At 66.6% G+C, this 14,505-nt stretch carries 20 protein-coding genes; 9 read left to right on the top strand and 11 right to left on the bottom strand.

Annotation, left to right across the window (positions count from 1 at the left end; translation table 11 throughout):
* Positions 1 to 76: 76 nt before the first annotated feature.
* Both hypB and IU449_RS10370 read right to left on the bottom strand, forming a co-directional pair.
* Positions 77 to 814, bottom strand: coding sequence for a hydrogenase nickel incorporation protein HypB (gene hypB / locus IU449_RS10375; protein WP_195001617.1), 738 nt, complete (start codon positions 812 to 814; stop codon positions 77 to 79).
* Positions 760 to 1,146 carry a hydrogenase maturation nickel metallochaperone HypA gene (locus IU449_RS10370; RefSeq protein WP_195001616.1) on the bottom strand — a complete coding sequence of 129 codons (387 nt, stop codon included), beginning with the start codon at positions 1,144 to 1,146 and terminating at the stop codon, positions 760 to 762. The genes hypB and IU449_RS10370 overlap by 55 nt, the downstream gene beginning before the upstream one ends.
* Before the next feature lie 187 nt (positions 1,147 to 1,333).
* On the opposite strand from IU449_RS10370, the gene IU449_RS10365 reads away from it, so the two are divergent.
* Positions 1,334 to 1,891: a type 1 glutamine amidotransferase domain-containing protein gene (locus tag IU449_RS10365; RefSeq protein ID WP_195001615.1), complete on the top strand. Its 558-nt coding sequence runs from the start codon at positions 1,334 to 1,336 to the stop codon at positions 1,889 to 1,891.
* Between the two features lie 49 nt (positions 1,892 to 1,940).
* A complete protein-coding gene (locus IU449_RS10360; protein ID WP_228803884.1) occupies positions 1,941 to 2,666 on the top strand; it encodes a peroxiredoxin in 726 nt (241 codons plus the stop codon).
* 95 nt (positions 2,667 to 2,761) lie between these two features.
* On the opposite strand, the gene IU449_RS10355 is transcribed toward IU449_RS10360, so the two are convergent.
* Positions 2,762 to 3,025 (bottom strand): hypothetical protein, encoded by a 264-nt coding sequence (locus IU449_RS10355; protein WP_195001614.1) that lies wholly within the window; start codon positions 3,023 to 3,025, stop codon positions 2,762 to 2,764.
* A gap of 102 nt (positions 3,026 to 3,127) precedes the next feature.
* On the bottom strand, positions 3,128 to 3,862 hold the full coding sequence (locus tag IU449_RS10350; RefSeq protein ID WP_195001613.1) for a ZIP family metal transporter: 735 nt from the start codon (positions 3,860 to 3,862) through the stop codon (positions 3,128 to 3,130).
* Between the two features lie 108 nt (positions 3,863 to 3,970).
* Between IU449_RS10350 and IU449_RS10345 the strand changes: the two genes are divergently transcribed.
* Complete coding sequence (locus tag IU449_RS10345) at positions 3,971 to 4,336, top strand: DUF5313 family protein (protein WP_195001612.1); 366 nt, start codon at positions 3,971 to 3,973, stop codon at positions 4,334 to 4,336.
* 189 nt (positions 4,337 to 4,525) lie between these two features.
* Here IU449_RS10345 and IU449_RS10340 read toward each other — a convergent pair whose 3' ends face one another.
* Positions 4,526 to 5,098: a hypothetical protein gene (locus IU449_RS10340; protein WP_228803882.1), complete on the bottom strand. Its 573-nt coding sequence runs from the start codon at positions 5,096 to 5,098 to the stop codon at positions 4,526 to 4,528.
* Positions 5,099 to 5,632: 534 nt separating this feature from the next.
* On the bottom strand, positions 5,633 to 6,301 hold the full coding sequence (locus IU449_RS10335) for a TetR/AcrR family transcriptional regulator (protein WP_195001611.1): 669 nt from the start codon (positions 6,299 to 6,301) through the stop codon (positions 5,633 to 5,635).
* 212 nt (positions 6,302 to 6,513) lie between these two features.
* On the opposite strand from IU449_RS10335, the gene IU449_RS10330 reads away from it, so the two are divergent.
* From IU449_RS10330 to IU449_RS10310, 5 genes are all read left to right on the top strand, one after another.
* Positions 6,514 to 7,653, top strand: a complete 1,140-nt coding sequence (locus tag IU449_RS10330; protein WP_195001610.1) for an RNA-guided endonuclease InsQ/TnpB family protein — start codon at positions 6,514 to 6,516, stop codon at positions 7,651 to 7,653.
* Positions 7,654 to 7,770: 117 nt separating this feature from the next.
* A complete protein-coding gene (locus tag IU449_RS10325) occupies positions 7,771 to 8,646 on the top strand; it encodes an oxygenase MpaB family protein (RefSeq protein ID WP_195001609.1) in 876 nt (291 codons plus the stop codon).
* A 104-nt stretch (positions 8,647 to 8,750) separates the two neighbouring features.
* Entirely contained in the window at positions 8,751 to 9,047 is a 297-nt protein-coding gene (locus IU449_RS10320; protein ID WP_195001608.1) for a DUF6285 domain-containing protein, read from the top strand.
* Positions 9,044 to 10,048 carry a phosphotransferase family protein gene (locus IU449_RS10315; RefSeq protein ID WP_195001607.1) on the top strand — a complete coding sequence of 335 codons (1,005 nt, stop codon included), beginning with the start codon at positions 9,044 to 9,046 and terminating at the stop codon, positions 10,046 to 10,048. The genes IU449_RS10320 and IU449_RS10315 overlap by 4 nt, the downstream gene beginning before the upstream one ends.
* A gap of 7 nt (positions 10,049 to 10,055) precedes the next feature.
* Positions 10,056 to 11,318, top strand: a complete 1,263-nt coding sequence (locus tag IU449_RS10310; RefSeq protein ID WP_195001606.1) for an acyl-CoA dehydrogenase family protein — start codon at positions 10,056 to 10,058, stop codon at positions 11,316 to 11,318.
* 33 nt (positions 11,319 to 11,351) lie between these two features.
* Here the strand turns inward: IU449_RS10310 and IU449_RS10305 are convergent, their stop codons facing one another.
* From IU449_RS10305 to IU449_RS10290, 4 genes are all read right to left on the bottom strand, one after another.
* The gene (locus tag IU449_RS10305; protein ID WP_195002467.1) at positions 11,352 to 12,038 is read right to left on the bottom strand and encodes a TIGR02206 family membrane protein; all 687 of its coding nucleotides are present in this window, start codon (positions 12,036 to 12,038) and stop codon (positions 11,352 to 11,354) included.
* A gap of 236 nt (positions 12,039 to 12,274) precedes the next feature.
* Positions 12,275 to 12,577, bottom strand: coding sequence for a hypothetical protein (locus IU449_RS10300; protein WP_195001605.1), 303 nt, complete (start codon positions 12,575 to 12,577; stop codon positions 12,275 to 12,277).
* Between the two features lie 3 nt (positions 12,578 to 12,580).
* The gene (locus IU449_RS10295; RefSeq protein ID WP_195001604.1) at positions 12,581 to 12,904 is read right to left on the bottom strand and encodes a hypothetical protein; all 324 of its coding nucleotides are present in this window, start codon (positions 12,902 to 12,904) and stop codon (positions 12,581 to 12,583) included.
* Positions 12,901 to 13,122 carry a cytochrome P450 gene (locus tag IU449_RS10290; protein WP_228803879.1) on the bottom strand — a complete coding sequence of 74 codons (222 nt, stop codon included), beginning with the start codon at positions 13,120 to 13,122 and terminating at the stop codon, positions 12,901 to 12,903. The genes IU449_RS10295 and IU449_RS10290 overlap by 4 nt, the downstream gene beginning before the upstream one ends.
* 44 nt (positions 13,123 to 13,166) lie before the next feature.
* Here IU449_RS10290 and IU449_RS10285 point away from each other — a divergent pair, with 44 nt between their 5' ends.
* The gene (locus IU449_RS10285; RefSeq protein WP_195001603.1) at positions 13,167 to 13,889 is read left to right on the top strand and encodes a hypothetical protein; all 723 of its coding nucleotides are present in this window, start codon (positions 13,167 to 13,169) and stop codon (positions 13,887 to 13,889) included.
* A 5-nt stretch (positions 13,890 to 13,894) separates the two neighbouring features.
* Here IU449_RS10285 and IU449_RS10280 read toward each other — a convergent pair whose 3' ends face one another.
* Positions 13,895 to 14,494: an HAD family hydrolase gene (locus IU449_RS10280; RefSeq protein WP_324188163.1), complete on the bottom strand. Its 600-nt coding sequence runs from the start codon at positions 14,492 to 14,494 to the stop codon at positions 13,895 to 13,897.
* Between the last annotated feature and the right edge of the window lie 11 nt (positions 14,495 to 14,505).

Below are 14,505 nucleotides of genomic sequence, written 5' to 3'. Positions count from 1 at the left end.
TGCCACCTTCCGGAGTCGGGGCGGCGGTTCGTCGCTCCGGCCCGCTTCGCGGGTTTGTGACGCCGATCACGTCAGTCTAGGCGGGGTCGATCACACCCTCAAGGCTCGCCGAGACCGTCCGGCGCTGCTGCCCGAGCCACTCGTACCAGTGGTCGAGGCCCTCGCCGGTGGTCACCGACAGCGGCAGGATGTCCACGCCCGGATTCACCGCGCGCGCGTACTCGGTGCACGCGGCCAGGTCGAAATCGACGTACGGCAGCAGATCGATCTTGTTCACGAGCACCAGACCCGCCGCGGCGAACATGTGCGGATACTTCAGCGGTTTGTCGGTCCCCTCGCACACCGAGATCATCACGACCTTGCGGTGTTCCCCGAGGTCGAACAGGGCCGGACAGACCAGATTGCCGACATTCTCGACGAACAGCACCGTCCCGGGCGCGGGGTTCAGCGCGTTCAGAGCCCGATGCGTCATCTCGGCATCCAGATGACATCCGGATCCGGTGTTGACCTGCACGGCCCGCGCCCCGGTCGCGGTGATGCGCTCCGCGTCCAGCTCCGTCTCCTGGTCACCCTCGATCACCGCGATCGGTGTATCGGGCAGCGCGCGAATCGTCCGCTCGAGCAGTGTGGTTTTCCCGGCGCCCGGGGAGCTGGTCATATTCAGTGCGAGAATGCCGCGATCGCGCAGCCACTCGCGATTGTGCTGGGCGAGGTGGTCGTTCTTCGCCAGCACCTTCTGCTCCAGCGACACCGTCTCTGTCAGGGGCGCGTGCTCGTGCTCGGCGACGTTCCCGCATCCGCAGGTTGCGCACATTCTCGGCTCACTTCCATCGACCGGATTCGCAATTCCCGGCCCGCCCTGAGCTCCACATCGGCGCTTCCGCACCGGCAGAGCAGGATCGGATCGGTGACGGTGAAGTCCGCACCGCAGTCGCGGCAATGTGCCGCGCCAGGTACGCACCGGATATCCAGGCTCGCGCCCTCCGCGACGGTGCCCTCGGTCGCGAGGTCGAAACAGAATCGCATCGCTTCGGGGACCACCGCGGTCAGAACACCCACATCGACGGTCACGCTGTACACCTGCCGCCCCGCCGCGTGTTCACACACGGCGTCGATGACACTCTGCGTGATGGCGAGTTCGTGCATCGTGTTCCGACTCTCGAGGGATAGTTGGATGCTACTACCGCCCGATGCCCATCTGCTATCGCGCCACGGTGGGCGCCGAACCTGCCACACCGGTCGCTCGATGTTTAGCCGCGAGATAGCGCGGCATGCCCCCGATAAGGACCGGTCATGTGCACAACCGGTCGTGCGCCGAGGAGAGGAGCGGCCGATGGCCGAATTGGACGGGGTGCGGGCACTGGTTCTCACCGCGAACACCGGAGTGGAACACGACGAGCTCGTGACGCCGCGCGACCGATTGCGCGAACGCGGCGCGACGGTCACCCATGCCGCGCCGAAGGCCGAGCGGGTGAGCACCTACCGCCACGATCTCGAGCCGGCCGAGAGCGTGGAGCCGGATCTCGGTCTCGACGAGGTCCGGGCAGGGGACTTCGACCTACTGGTGCTGCCCGGCGGCACCGTCAACGCCGACAAGCTGCGCATGGACGATCGCGCGGTGGCTCTGGCCAAGGACTTCGCCGAGGCCGGTAAGCCGATCGCCGCGATCTGCCACGGACCGTGGTTGCTCGCCGAGGCCGACCTGGTCGAAGGCAAGACGCTGACCTCGTACCCGTCACTGCGCACCGATCTCGCCAACGCGGGCGGCAGTTGGGTGGACGAGCCCGCTGTCCGTTCCGGCACGGGCGGGTGGACACTGATCACCTCACGCAAGCCCGGCGACCTCGACGACTTCGTGTACGCGATCACGCGGGAGGTCGCGGCGGCCTGACCGCCCGTCTTTGTTTCGCCACCAACCATTTATCGGAGAGGTGAGACCGATGAGCACTGCGGACGTTCCTGTTCAGACCACACCCTCGATGCCCCGAATCGGCGACCCGGCACCCCCGTTCACCGCGGTGACCACGCAAGGGGGAATCGAATTCCCGGCCGACTACCAGGGGAAGTGGGTGATCTTGTTCTCCCACCCGGCCGACTTCACCCCGGTGTGCACCAGCGAGTTCATGACCTTCGCCGCGATGCAGGGCGAGTTCGCGAAGTACAACACCGAACTCGTCGGCCTGTCCGTCGACGGCCTCTACAGTCACATCGCCTGGCTGCGCACCATCAAGGACAAGATCACTTTTCGCGGGATGAGCAATGTGGACGTGACGTTCCCGCTCATCGACGACGTCACGATGGAAGTAGCCCGCACGTACGGAATGATCATGCCGGGCGAGGACAGTACCAAGGCCGTCCGGGCGGTGTTCTTCGTCAACCCTGCCGGGATCATCCGCGCGATCATCTACTACCCGCAGAGCGTCGGCCGCAATTTCGATGAACTGCTCCGCGTGATCAAAGCCTTGCAGACCACGGATGCCTTCGAGGTGGCCACGCCCGCCGACTGGCGTCCTGGCGACCGGGTGATCGTCCCGACCGCCGGGTCCTGCGGCGTCGCCGCGGACCGCATGGCCGGTGCCGAGGAAGGTGTCGAGTGCGAGGACTGGTTCTTCTGCACCAAGCAGATCAGCGAAGAGGACGTCGAGAGGGCCATCCGCAAGGGATAGCCCCGTTCGCGGGTGTGCGGATGCCGGGTACTGCCCGGCATCCGCCATCGTGCCCCTGTGTCCGACCCGTGGACGTGCGGTGAGATGAGACCCGGTCAGCTTTCGTCGGTGCCGGAGTTGCGCAGTTCGTCGAGTTCGCGCCGGAGGCGGACGATCTCCTCTTCCAGTTCGTGCAGGTAGTCCGCCAATTCGTCGGCGTCGGCCCGCCCTTGTCCGCGGCGGCGCCTGCGCCTGCCGTAGCCGTACGGTTCGGGCGGCTCGACAGCCGGGTAATAAGCCGGTGGCGGCCCATACGCCCCTCCAGGCGGGTAAGCGTAGCCGTGGTAGTGCCAGGGACCGTGTCCGCACCAGCAGTTCATCAGAGATCTCCTCTCCGCTTCTTCCGGGCTGTTTCCCTGCCTCCAGTCCAGGCCGTCACGGGCGTGTCCGGTAGGGCCGAACGGCCTATCGGGGCCGCTCTGTTACACCAGCACCGCGAGGGTCCACAGTGCGGCGAGCCCGAATCCGAAGCTGGCGGTGTGCACGATCTTCTCCCGTGGAATCGGGGAGGTGGTGATTTCCGGGAGCAGATCGGCCACGGCGATGTAGACAAAGTTTCCTGCGGCGAACGGCACGAGCACCGCGACATCGATCCGCCCGGACACGCCGTAGGCGAGCAGGCCACCGAGCGGGAATGTCAGCGCCGAGGCCACGTTGTAGAGCAGGGCGTGGCGGGCACTCCACCCACTGTGGACCAGGATTCCGAAGTCGCCGAGTTCCTGCGGTATCTCGTGGGCGGCCGCGACCAACCAGGTGATCATCCCCAACCGGATATCGACGATGAAGGCGCTACCGACCGCCACCCCGCCGATCAGGTTGTGTAGTCCGTCGGCAGCGAGGATCAGGTAACCGAGGGGGCGGTGTTCCCCGACCGGACGGTGGCAGTGGTGCCAATGCAGGAACTGTTCGAGCGCATGGAACGCGAACAATCCGGCGGCGAGCCAGGTGTAGACGGCGAGGTTGTTACCGAGCACCGCGATGGATTCGGGCAGCATGTGGAACAGGGCGCCGCCGAGCAGTGCCCCGGCCGCCAGCGCGACCAGTGGCAGCACCAGCTTCTGGAACACCGACTCGGGCACGAGCACGGACACGCTGCCTACCAGTGCGAGCGCGCTCATCGCCAGCCCTGACAGCACGATCCATCCCAGCACCGACATGGCAAGACCCTATCGGCCGTGTCGTCGAGGGTGGTGAACGAATTCGGGGCGCGCCGGAGTCCGGTCGGCGACCGCCGCGAATCATGCTGTCGCGGTAGGCTCGGGCCTATGAAGACCCCATCTCTGCGCCAGCGTATCTGGTACAACTTGGGTGGGACGCTGCCCTTGGACTTGCAGGACTGGGTCCGCAAAGACCTCACGGGCCGTGGCGCGAATCTCCGCTACGTGCTCCGCGTCATGATTCCTGTGCCATTGCTGCTGTTGTTCTTCCTCCTCCCGGGACCCGCATGGGTGCCTGCGGCGATGATCGTGATTCTGCTCGTGCCGACGATCTACTTCGCCGTCGCGCTGGACTACGTGTACCGCCGGTTCCGCCTCCTCGAGCACGGACTCGATCCGAACCTCGTATCGCGGACCCGCCATGGCGCTCAGCACGATCGTGAGGATTACGAGCGGGACTTCGGCCACCAGTAGCCGCGTGCCGTCGCGTTCCGGCCGACAGAGGCCGCCCACACGATGTGTGAGCCCCGGCGCGCTGTCCCATGGCGCGGCGCCTTGGGTCGCAGTCGTCGGATGATCTCGAACGCTCCGCCGGGCGGGCGAACGCCTGCGGCGGTCCCTCGAATATCGGGAACCGCGCAGGTCGGAGGAGCACGGTGGGAGTCAGGCGTCGGCGGCGCGCAGCGCGAACCAGCCCTCGCCGGGGTCGGCGAAACCGTGGTAGATCAGCGGCGCGCGCTGGTCGATGTCGAAGTGCCGGTAGACCGCGAGCATCGCCTGGCGGACCGACCACGCCTGGAAGTCCTCGATCCGCCGCATGCCGATCCGGTGCTCGGGCAGTGTCGCCAGGCGCAGCACCTCGGCGCGGTCGCCGAGATCGAGGCCGGCGGGGGCGGGATCGGTGATGAGATGGTCGCGCAGGACGGTGCGGATCAGATCGGGGTCGCAGGGGCTGGGATCGTAGGTACTGAAGGTTGTTCGATAGGGCGGGGTGACGATTTCCTGGGCCGCGTCGATCAGCTCGCGATCGGGCCGGGCTTCCCCGGTGGTGCGAACGTCGTCCTGTTCGAGCACGTGCAGGATCAGTCCACCGGGTATCAGTGGTTCGGGAACGAGGAACAACGACATCGACGGTCGCCTGCCCTCGGTCACGCAGACCTTGGTGTTCGGCGGTAATCCGGTGGGTCCGGGAACTGTTCCGTAGGTGTGAAGTGGTACGGGGGCGGGATCGGACATCCGTCCTCCAGGAAGGCTCGGAAATACAAAGGGCGGCGCGCGATCCGCGAGCGCGGACCACACGGCCTGGCGGTGTCGGTGCGCGTACTTCTCGTTGTGTCCTCGGCTCCCACCGTACTCGCGTCGGGACGGCGGCGAGCTGGTATTTCCTCGGGTGATTGCGGACACGAGGTTCGCCTTCCGGTGCCGGGTTGCCCGGTCGCGGCGGGCATGCCCGGGAAAACCGGGGGCACGGCGATCGCCCTCGAAAACCGTCGTCCCGGTGTGGAATTGAATACGATCCGGCTGTTCACGGCAGTCCGCCGGAACCGGAAGACCGGAAGATCCGGGTGATTATCCCGGCCGCGACGAGGCGGCCGGAGAGATGAGGCACGACCATGAGAACGACGATGACCGCGGATGCGGATCGATTCGGCGAGCTGAACAGCTGATCCACGGGTTGTAGAGCCCGAGCCGCGGAGAAAACCGGCGCATCCACCTGCCCAAAATCTGAAACTTGCTCACTTCGGATTTCGTGGCGCGTGGGTGCGCCGGTTACCGGAGCTTCGGGTTGTCCGGTAGCAGCACCGGCGTCAGATAGTTCACGGCGAAGGCGCGCAGTTCCGGCTCGTCACGCAGCCGCGGTGGCGCGTCGGGGGTGAGGACCAGGGAGTGCACGAGGCGCACGATCATGCCCGCGACGGTCTCCGGGTCACGGACGGCGCCCGTGGTGGCGAAGAGTTGCTCGGCGACGAAGGCGGTGGCCAGGGCGAGGATGTCGCCCGCGCCGATGGTGATCGCGGCGAGGGTCTGATCGCGGTCCACGGCAAGCAGTTTCACCAGGATCGGATTGGTGCGCAGCAGCGTGACGGTGGTGGCGAAACCGTGGGTGACGCGCTCGGCGGCGGCTTCGGGATCGGCCGGATCGAGATGGCGCAGGCGGGCCGCGATCTGTTCGAGGACGCGAGCGGTTTCGCGCAGCAGAGCGGCGCGCACGATCACGTCCTTGGCGCCCACGCGCCGGTAGAGGGTGGCGCGGTTGACGCCTGCCTGCCGGGCGATGTCGTCGGCGCTGACGCGGCTGATGCCGATGTCGGCGAACAGGGTCAGGGCGGCGTCGAGGATGCGGGCGGTGGTGGCGTCGCGGTCGATCTCGGCGCCGAGCAGCAATGCGAAGTCGCTGGATTCCGGGGGGTTCTCGTCCGGGGAGTTCGGTGACGCCACGCGGCTGAACCTTACCGGGGCCGGGGTGGTATGCGGGCCGCTCCGGCGAGACGAGCGCCCGCTCGCCTGGCGAGACGATGCGACAATCCGCTATATTTTGTCGCATAAATTCACTCGTGTGACCGGGGAAACGTAGTGTGCAGGCCCTGTCCTTCAGGGCGGGGTTAGCACATTCATTCGATTTTGACGGGCAACAACGCTAGTGTGTCACAATGGCGCGAGCGGTGAGGCGGGCGTACAAGTACCGTTTCTATCCGACGTGCGAGCAGGCCGAACAGCTTGCCCGCACGTTCGGTTGCGTCCGCTATGTGTACAACCGGGCCCTCGCGGAACGCTCCCGCGCATGGACGCAGGAGCAGCGGCGCATTTCCTACGCCGAGTCGGACAGGATGCTCACCGCCTGGAAGCGCGACCCCGGAACCGACTGGCTCACCGAGCCGTCGAAGGGGCCGTTGCAGGCGGCGCTGCGGAATTTGCAGGGCGCGTTCGACAAGTTCTGGCGCAAGCAGACCGGATACCCGGCTTTCAAGAAGAAGGGCAAGACGAAGGATTCTGCCACCTACTTCTCGAACTGCTTCACCTACCGCGACGGCAAGATCAAGCTCGCCAAGCAGTCGCAACCGCTGGATATTCGTTGGTCGCGTCCCCTGCCCGAGGGGGCGGTGCCCTCGCAGGTCACGGTGTCGAAGGATGCTGCGGGCCGCTACCACATCTCGGTCCTGGTCGAAGAGGTCGTCACCGAACACCCGCCCGCGGATGCGACAGTGGGTGTGGATGCGGGGATCACATCTCTGTACACGTTCTCCACTGGGGAGAAGGTGTCGAACCCTCGGCACGAGAAGCGCGACCGTGCCCGTCTGGCGAAGGCTGCGCGGGTGCTGTCGAAGAAGGAGAAGGGTTCGGCGAACCGGGCGAAGGCCCGGTTGAAGGTTGCTCGTATTCATGCGCGGATCGCCGATCGCCGCCGCGACCATCTGCACAAGCTCTCGACTCGACTGGTGCGCGAAAACCAAGTGATCGCCATCGAGGATTTGAGTGTGCGGAACATGGTGCGGAATCGTTGTCTGGCGCGGGCGATTTCGGATGCGAGCTGGTCGGAGTTCCGGTCGATGCTGGAGTACAAGGCCGACTGGTGTGGCCGCACTGTGGTCGCGGTCGACCGCTTCTATCCGTCGTCCAAGACCTGCTCGGACTGTGGGCGGATCGCGGACAAGCTGCCGCTGCACATCCGGGAATGGACCTGCCCGTGTGGCGCGGTGCACGATCGGGATGTGAACGCGGCCCTGAACATACGCGCGGCTGGGCTGGCCGTGCTCGCCTGCGGAGATGGTGTGAGACCGTCCCGCAGTTGATTGCGGGAAGGCAACCATCGATGAAACAGGAACCCTCTGCCGTGAGGTAGGGAATCCCCGCCCTTCGGGCCGGGAGGAAGTCAAGAGGAGGTCCCATCGTGGGTGGTGGGTGGGTGGGTGGGTGCTACGAACGGCTCGGCCGTCGCGACTGCCGCCGTGGAGGAGTCCGCGCTGATCGGCGCTCCGATCGGCCCCGGCTCGCTGGTCTGGAAGTACGCGGGCGACTGGCGCAACATGCTGTTCCTGGGCCGGACCGGCATCATGCAGAACATGCACCCGACGGTCGGCGCGGCGCTGCAGGATCATTCGAACTTCTTCGACAACCCGTGGGACCGCCTGGTCCGCTCGGTGCCGCAGATCCAGGGCATGATCTACGACGCCGACAACGAGGAGCAGGCCGCGCGGGTGCGCGACTATCACAAGCCGCTCAAGGGCACCGATTCGCGCGGCGAGCGCTACCACGCGCTCAACCCGGATGTGTACTGGTGGACCCACGCCACCTTCGTCGAACTCAATATCGCCATCAACGAGTACTTCGGCACTCCGCTGACCGACGCCGAGAAGGAGCAGTTGATCGCCGAAGGCATCACCTGGTGGCGGATGTACGGGCTGTCGGACCGGGTGCTCGTCTCGAATTACGCGGATTTCAAGCAGTATTGGGACCGCACCATCGACGAGGTGCTGGAACGCAACGCCACCACCGATTTCGCGCTGCGCCTGGACCGGCAGAAGATTCCGACGATGCCGGGCATTCCCGAGCCGGTGTGGTCGGTGATCTGGCGGCCGGTGATGGCGTTCAACCTGTGGCTGGCCAACGGCCTGATGCCGGAGCGGGCGCGCGAGATCCTCGGCATGCGGCCGTGGGGGCGCGTCGACCAGGCGGCGTTCACCGTCTTCTGCAATGCCATCCGCTACACCTGGCCGCTGCTGCCGGACCGCCTGAAGTACGCCCCGCGCGCCTACGCCGGTATCAAACGAGTGCGCGGAAAGTAGCCGCTGTCCGACCGGCTCGGCCGGGCTATTGACGCCGGGCCAACCGATCGGCCAAATTGATCGGGTCCCATTTATCACCGGGCTGTCCGACGAGGGAGTCGCCTGTGCAGAACCGACCGACGGCAGCCGAGCTGCTGGAATCGCTGGCCGAACTGCTGGAGGACACGCTGTTGCCCGCGTTGCCGCCCGGTCTGCAACATCGCGCGCGGGTGGGGGCCAACCTGGCCCGCATCCTCGGTCGCGAGGTCGAACTCGGTCCGGAGGCGGCGAAGCGAGAAGCCGAACTTCTGGCCGCCGTGCCCGAGGGCGATGAACAGGCCCTCTGGCGTGCCCTCGCCGACGTGGTGCGCGCCGACCTCGCGATCGCCAAGCCCGGCTACGACGGCTGGGAGGGCGAGTGAGCGGCGATCCGTCCGCCGGACTGGCCGAGTTCCTGAGCGAGACCTTCGGCAGCCCGACGCGGGTCACCGGGCTGGAATTCCTCTCCGCGGGAGCGCGGCGGCGCAATGTCGCCTTCACCGCCGAAGTCCAGGGGCAGGGGGCGCGTCCGCTGGTGGCGACCATCGTGCCGCCCGCGGTGGAGATCATGACCGTCGACGCCGAAGCCGCGGTGCGGGAACTGGCGCGCGCCAACGGCGTTCCGGTGCCCGAGGTGGTGGCGGTGTGCGCCGATCCCACCCGCATCGGTGAGCCGTTCCTGGTATCCGAGCGCATCGACGGCGAGACGGTGCCGCGCAAGGTCCTTCGCCTGATCGCGGCCTCGGGCAATGCCGATGTCGTCGCCCGGCAGTGGGGTGCGGCGATGGGCGCGCTGCACGCCGTCGATCCGGCGCTCGCCCCGGAGGCGCTGCCCGCCGCGGGAGCCGACCCGGCCGCCGAGCAACTGGCCGAGGCCGAGAAGGGCGTGCGCACGCTGCTGGCCGATCGCCCGGTGTTCGCCATGGCGTTGCGCTGGCTGGAACGCAGGCTGCCCACCGCGCCCGCCCGCACCGCTCTGCTGCACACCGACCTGCGCAACGGCAACATCATCGTCGCCCCCGAGGGCCTGACCGCCGTCCTGGATTGGGAAGGCGCCCAGCGCGACGGCGATCCGATGCGCGATGTGGCCTGGCCCGCGCTGCGGATGTGGCGATTCCGCAACGACGACAAGGAATTCGGTGGTTTCGCCGACCGGGACGCTTTCGTGCGGGGCTACGAGGAGGCGGGCGGGAGTTTCGACCTCGACCGCTTCCGCTGGTGGAAGGTCATGGGCACGCTCGCCTGGGGCGTCGGGCTGGCCGGACAGGCCGCCGCGCATCTGGACGGTACGGTCCGCGACATCGTCATGGCCGCCAGCGGCCGCCGCGTGTCGGAAATCGAATGGGACCTGCTGATGCAGATCCGGCCCGACGCGAAAGCTTAGGAGAGACATGGACTTCGAACTTCCCGAGGAACTGGCCGCCTACCTGAAGGAGCTCGACGCCTTCATCGAGGCCGAGATCATCCCGCTCGAACAGACCGGCGACAACATCAAGTTCTTCGACCACCGTCGCGAGGACGCCCGCACCGACTGGGACCGCGGCGGCCTGCCCACCGAGGAATGGGAAGCGCTGCTGGCCGAATCACGCCGCCGCGCCGACGCCGCGGGCCACTACCGCTACGCCTTCCCCAAGGAATTCGGCGGCCGCGACGGCACCAACCTCGGCATGGCGGTCATCCGCGAACATCTCGCCCGCCGCGGCCTGGGCCTGCACTGCGACCTGCAGAACGAGCACGCCATCGTCGCCAACAATGTCGGCCTGCTGCTGATGCTCGAATACGGCACCGAGGCCCAGAAGGCGCAGTGGGTGGACGGATTGGCCGAGGGCACCAAGTTCTTCGCCTTCGGCATCACCGAGCCCGAACACGGCTCGGATGCCACCCACATGGAGACCACCGCCGTGCGCGACGGCGACGACTGGGTCATCAACGGCATCAAGACCTGGAACACCGGCGTGCACATCGCCGACGCCGACCTTATCTTCGCCCGCACCTCCGGTAAGGCGGGCGACGGACGCGGCATCACCGCCTTCCTGGTCCCCACCGACACTCCCGGCTTCCACGTCGAGGAGTACCTGTGGACCTTCAACATGCCCACCGACCACGCCCGCGTCTCGCTGAACAGCGTGCGGGTGCCCGACTCGGCGATCTTCGGCGGGGAGGGTCGCGGCCTGGGCGTCGTCCAGCACTTCTTCAACGAGAACCGCATCCGCCAGGCCGCCTCCAGTCTCGGCGCGGCGCAGTACTGCATCGATCAGGCCGTCGCCTACGCCAACGAGCGCAAGCCCTTCGGCAAGCCGTTGTCGTCCAACCAGGCGATCCAGTTCCAGCTGGTCGAACTGCACACCCAGTGCGAGATGCTGCGGGCCCTGGTCCACAAGACCGCCTGGTCGATGGATCGGTACGGCAATTTCTCTGTGTCCGAGCAGGTGTCGATGTGCAACTACTGGGCCAACCGGCTGGTCTGCGAGGCCGCCGACCGCGCCATGCAGGTGCACGGCGGGCTCGGCTACTCCCGGTACAAGCCGTTCGAGCACATCTACCGGCACCACCGCCGGTACCGGATCACCGAGGGTGCGGAGGAGATCCAGATGCGCCGGGTCGCGGGGTATCTGTTCGGCTTCATGGACCGCGCCGTGGTCAAGGGCGTGTAGCCGTACTCGTACCGGTACCCGGCCGCCTGGACCTCAGCTGCCCCGGACCCAAGGCCAGGTCATCAACGCCCACACTGCGAGCAGCAGCGCAGCCACCGTGCCCAGGTACCACGGCCACGGCCCCAGAACGTCGAGCAGCGACGGTGTCGTGGGTTTCCCGTTGACGAACCCGTAGTTGGTGCCGGCCACCGAATTGAAGACGAAGGTCACCGCGACCCACACCACTGTCGCAGTCACCGCAAGCCGGTAGCTGCCCCAATCCGGCCGCATACCCACACCCCAGGTCAGGTAGATCGCCGCCCAGACGACGAGCAGGTGGATCGCCCAGAACGCCAGGAACTCGCGTCCCGGGAAATCGTCGGCCTCCAACGCCGGCGATATGAGCGCCTGTGTGCTCAGGGTGAGACACCAGTAGTAGGTCAGCGTGTACGCCCACCGTCGCCGCGTCACCAGCGCGTACCCGGCGACGAGGGTCGCCAGATCGGTCAACCGCAGCGGCACCGAACGACCGATCGCCGGCGGGAACATCGCGGCCAGAAAGATCACCAGATACAGCCCGAGCGTCACCCAGCCGAGCACCGGGCCGAAGTGGCTGCGGCCGTCCCCGGTGCGCTCCCGCCGACCGATCACGACGACCGCGACCGCTCCCACCGCGAATACCGCCAGCACAACCCAGTGCGACACTCCGTACGCCGAGAACTCGCTCGCCAGTGGTTGCACCACGCCGACCAACCTAGCGCGAGCGCGGATCGGCTCCGCGCACAGAATGGCTCACGGTGTGTCAGCCAATCGCCCCGTTCGGTCGCAGTCCGTGGCCCCTCGCGCATCGGTTCAAGCCGTCGATTCGCTCCGGAGTCAGCAACAACCGGTCGGCCTGCCGACGAGCCTGCTCGACCGCACCTCACGCCCGATCTGGACGTAGTGAACGGTGTGCTGGTGTGATGCGGTCGCGGTCGTCAATAGGGTGTCCAGCCGGCCGCCCGTGGGATGACGGTCCCCGGCACGACCAGCGCGCAGGCCAGTGTCAGAGCTTTGGTGGCTGTGCCGAAGTGGGCCAGGCTCGGAGCGAGAATCGCCGAAGCGCGGGTCGTGTGGGCGGTGTGGGCGATGAGCGTGGTCGGCATGAAGGTCTCGTCGTCGATGATGACGACCTCGGTGATGTGGCAGCCGTGCGAGGCCGCCAGCTCCAGAAGGATTGCCTGATCGGCGGTGTGGGACTGGCTGATGCCCAGGTTAACTAGTCCGAGGACGTTGTCCATGAGTCACTTTCGATGACCGCAGTTGCGGAAGTACTGGAAGTCGTTGCGGCTGACGAGGAGTGCGGCGACGCGGGTCGAGCAATGCCAGGGGCAGCCGCCGTGGAGGAGTAGTGCGTTCGCTGCGTCGGTGGGTGAGCGCACGGGCCAGTGCGGGTTGTCGTGGCGGAGGTGATCGTTGGTGGTCTCCGGTGTGCGGATGCGGCGGGCACGGTCTATCGGGATGACGGCACCGACCGGTTCGGGCGTCTTCGGTGGCGGAGTGTCGGTGGCCGTGGCGTCCCTGCGCGCCGACGTCGATGCCTCTCGGCCGGTGGGTCGTGCTGTCACAGGCTGGACTCTGCGGGGCCGGTATCGGTATGGACAGGTTCCGTCAGTCGGGCGGGCAGATGTCGGTGGCCGTGGGAGATGAAGCTCTCCAACGTCTCCACCCCTTCTAGGGGACCGGCCACCGTCATGTCGGGGAACCGATCGAACAGTGCGGGCAGCGCGATCGCTGCTTCCAACCGGGCCAGTGGTGCGCCGAGGCAATTACGTGCATCTCGCATGCGAACTTCCAGCGATTCTCACAGAGTTGCATCGGGCCCGATTCATGTACGCCGGATCGGCGGCTGTCGAAATCCCCCGCCTTCTCGTCCATGCCTATCGAGCCGCTGACGCCATCGCTGATAAGTTCGGCTACTACGACTTGTCAGCCCGGATTATCGGGATGATCCACCACGCGGCCACTGCATCCGACGACGACTTGCTGGTCGCAACCGCCGCCTATGTTCGAACCGAAACCTTCTTCGCCAACGGCCAATTGGCGATCGGCCGCCGACTCCTCGAACGGGCCGCCGAGGCCATCGATCCGACGCGATCCGAACGAGACGCAGCCACGTACGGATCGATCCACATGCGTGCAGCCGTGGTTGCAGCCAAAGAGTTTCGCTCCGACATTGCTCGGGCACACCTGAACGAAGCGGCTCGAGCGGCGCGGTACGTGTCCGAGAACATCTATCACGGAACAGCTTTCGGCCCGAGTTCGGTCAGAATTCACGAACTTTCGCTCGGTGTGGAATTGGGCGACACCGGTGCGGCGATATCCGCCGCGGATGATTGGGCACCGTCCGGGGAAATTCCGGCCGAGCGACGATCTCACTTCTACATCGATGCCGCTCGGGCCTACATGCAGACTCAGCGGCGCGATGACGCGCGCTGCTCTCCGCATGGCCGAGGCCATCGCACCTCAGCACACGCACGCTCATCCCTATGTCAAAGACATGATCGAGCGATTGAATCGCTAGCGCAGGATCGAAACCAGATCGTTCAGTGAGTCGATCACCCAGTCGGCAGTTCGGTTCTCGCGGACCTCGTCCGCCCACAGATGACCCCAGGGCCCCGGCGGATCAGCGCGGTCCTGAATCCGGCCGCACGGGCCGCAATGACATCGTTGTCGCGATGGTCGCCGACGTAGACGATCTCGTGCCGTGCTCCGGGAGCGAAATCGGCCAGGCGGTCGAAGAAGGCCGAATCAGGTTTCGCCACGCCCCATTCGCCGGAAGTCGCGATGGCGTCACAGGGTAGTTCGAGTGCTCTGAGTAGTGTTGCGGCTCGGGCGGTCTGGTTCCCCGCGCTGCCAACCCATAGTCCGCGCTCTCGGAGAGTGGCCAAGCCTGGTCGCACATCGGGGTAGAGGTCTTGTTCGTCGATCTGCTCACCGCGCCCAGCGGCCTCCCGGCGCTCTCGTTCCCGATCCAGGTCGAAGCCGGGGCGGAAGTACTGGAAGGTCTCGGCGTTGTTCCGGCCCTGCACTGTGACCGCGCCGAGGACCGCCGAGAAGGTGTGACGCGGGATTCCGATCCAGTCGGCCCAGGCTCCGAACTCGCGGGTGTCATCGAGCAGGGTCTCACCGACGTCGAACACCACTGACCTGATCACCCGTCGACTCT

It is taken from the genome of Nocardia higoensis (assembly GCF_015477835.1).
GTDB lineage: Bacteria > Actinomycetota > Actinomycetes > Mycobacteriales > Mycobacteriaceae > Nocardia > Nocardia higoensis_A.
This window is presented reverse-complemented; position numbering and strand designations above follow the sequence as displayed.

Excerpts from the sequence above, each read along its gene's own strand:
- hypB (WP_195001617.1), bottom strand. The coding sequence starts at position 814 with ATGTGCGCAACCTGCGGATGCGGGAACGTCGCCGAGCACGAGCACGCG.
- IU449_RS10370 (WP_195001616.1), bottom strand. The coding sequence starts at position 1,146 with ATGCACGAACTCGCCATCACGCAGAGTGTCATCGACGCCGTGTGTGAA.
- IU449_RS10365 (WP_195001615.1), top strand. The coding sequence starts at position 1,334 with ATGGCCGAATTGGACGGGGTGCGGGCACTGGTTCTCACCGCGAACACC.
- IU449_RS10360 (WP_228803884.1), top strand. The coding sequence starts at position 1,941 with ATGAGCACTGCGGACGTTCCTGTTCAGACCACACCCTCGATGCCCCGA.
- IU449_RS10355 (WP_195001614.1), bottom strand. The coding sequence starts at position 3,025 with ATGAACTGCTGGTGCGGACACGGTCCCTGGCACTACCACGGCTACGCT.
- IU449_RS10350 (WP_195001613.1), bottom strand. The coding sequence starts at position 3,862 with ATGTCGGTGCTGGGATGGATCGTGCTGTCAGGGCTGGCGATGAGCGCG.
- IU449_RS10345 (WP_195001612.1), top strand. The coding sequence starts at position 3,971 with ATGAAGACCCCATCTCTGCGCCAGCGTATCTGGTACAACTTGGGTGGG.
- IU449_RS10340 (WP_228803882.1), bottom strand. The coding sequence starts at position 5,098 with ATGTCCGATCCCGCCCCCGTACCACTTCACACCTACGGAACAGTTCCC.
- IU449_RS10330 (WP_195001610.1), top strand. The coding sequence starts at position 6,514 with ATGGCGCGAGCGGTGAGGCGGGCGTACAAGTACCGTTTCTATCCGACG.
- IU449_RS10310 (WP_195001606.1), top strand. The coding sequence starts at position 10,056 with ATGGACTTCGAACTTCCCGAGGAACTGGCCGCCTACCTGAAGGAGCTC.
- IU449_RS10300 (WP_195001605.1), bottom strand. The coding sequence starts at position 12,577 with ATGGACAACGTCCTCGGACTAGTTAACCTGGGCATCAGCCAGTCCCAC.
- IU449_RS10290 (WP_228803879.1), bottom strand. The coding sequence starts at position 13,122 with ATGCGAGATGCACGTAATTGCCTCGGCGCACCACTGGCCCGGTTGGAA.
- IU449_RS10285 (WP_195001603.1), top strand. The coding sequence starts at position 13,167 with ATGTACGCCGGATCGGCGGCTGTCGAAATCCCCCGCCTTCTCGTCCAT.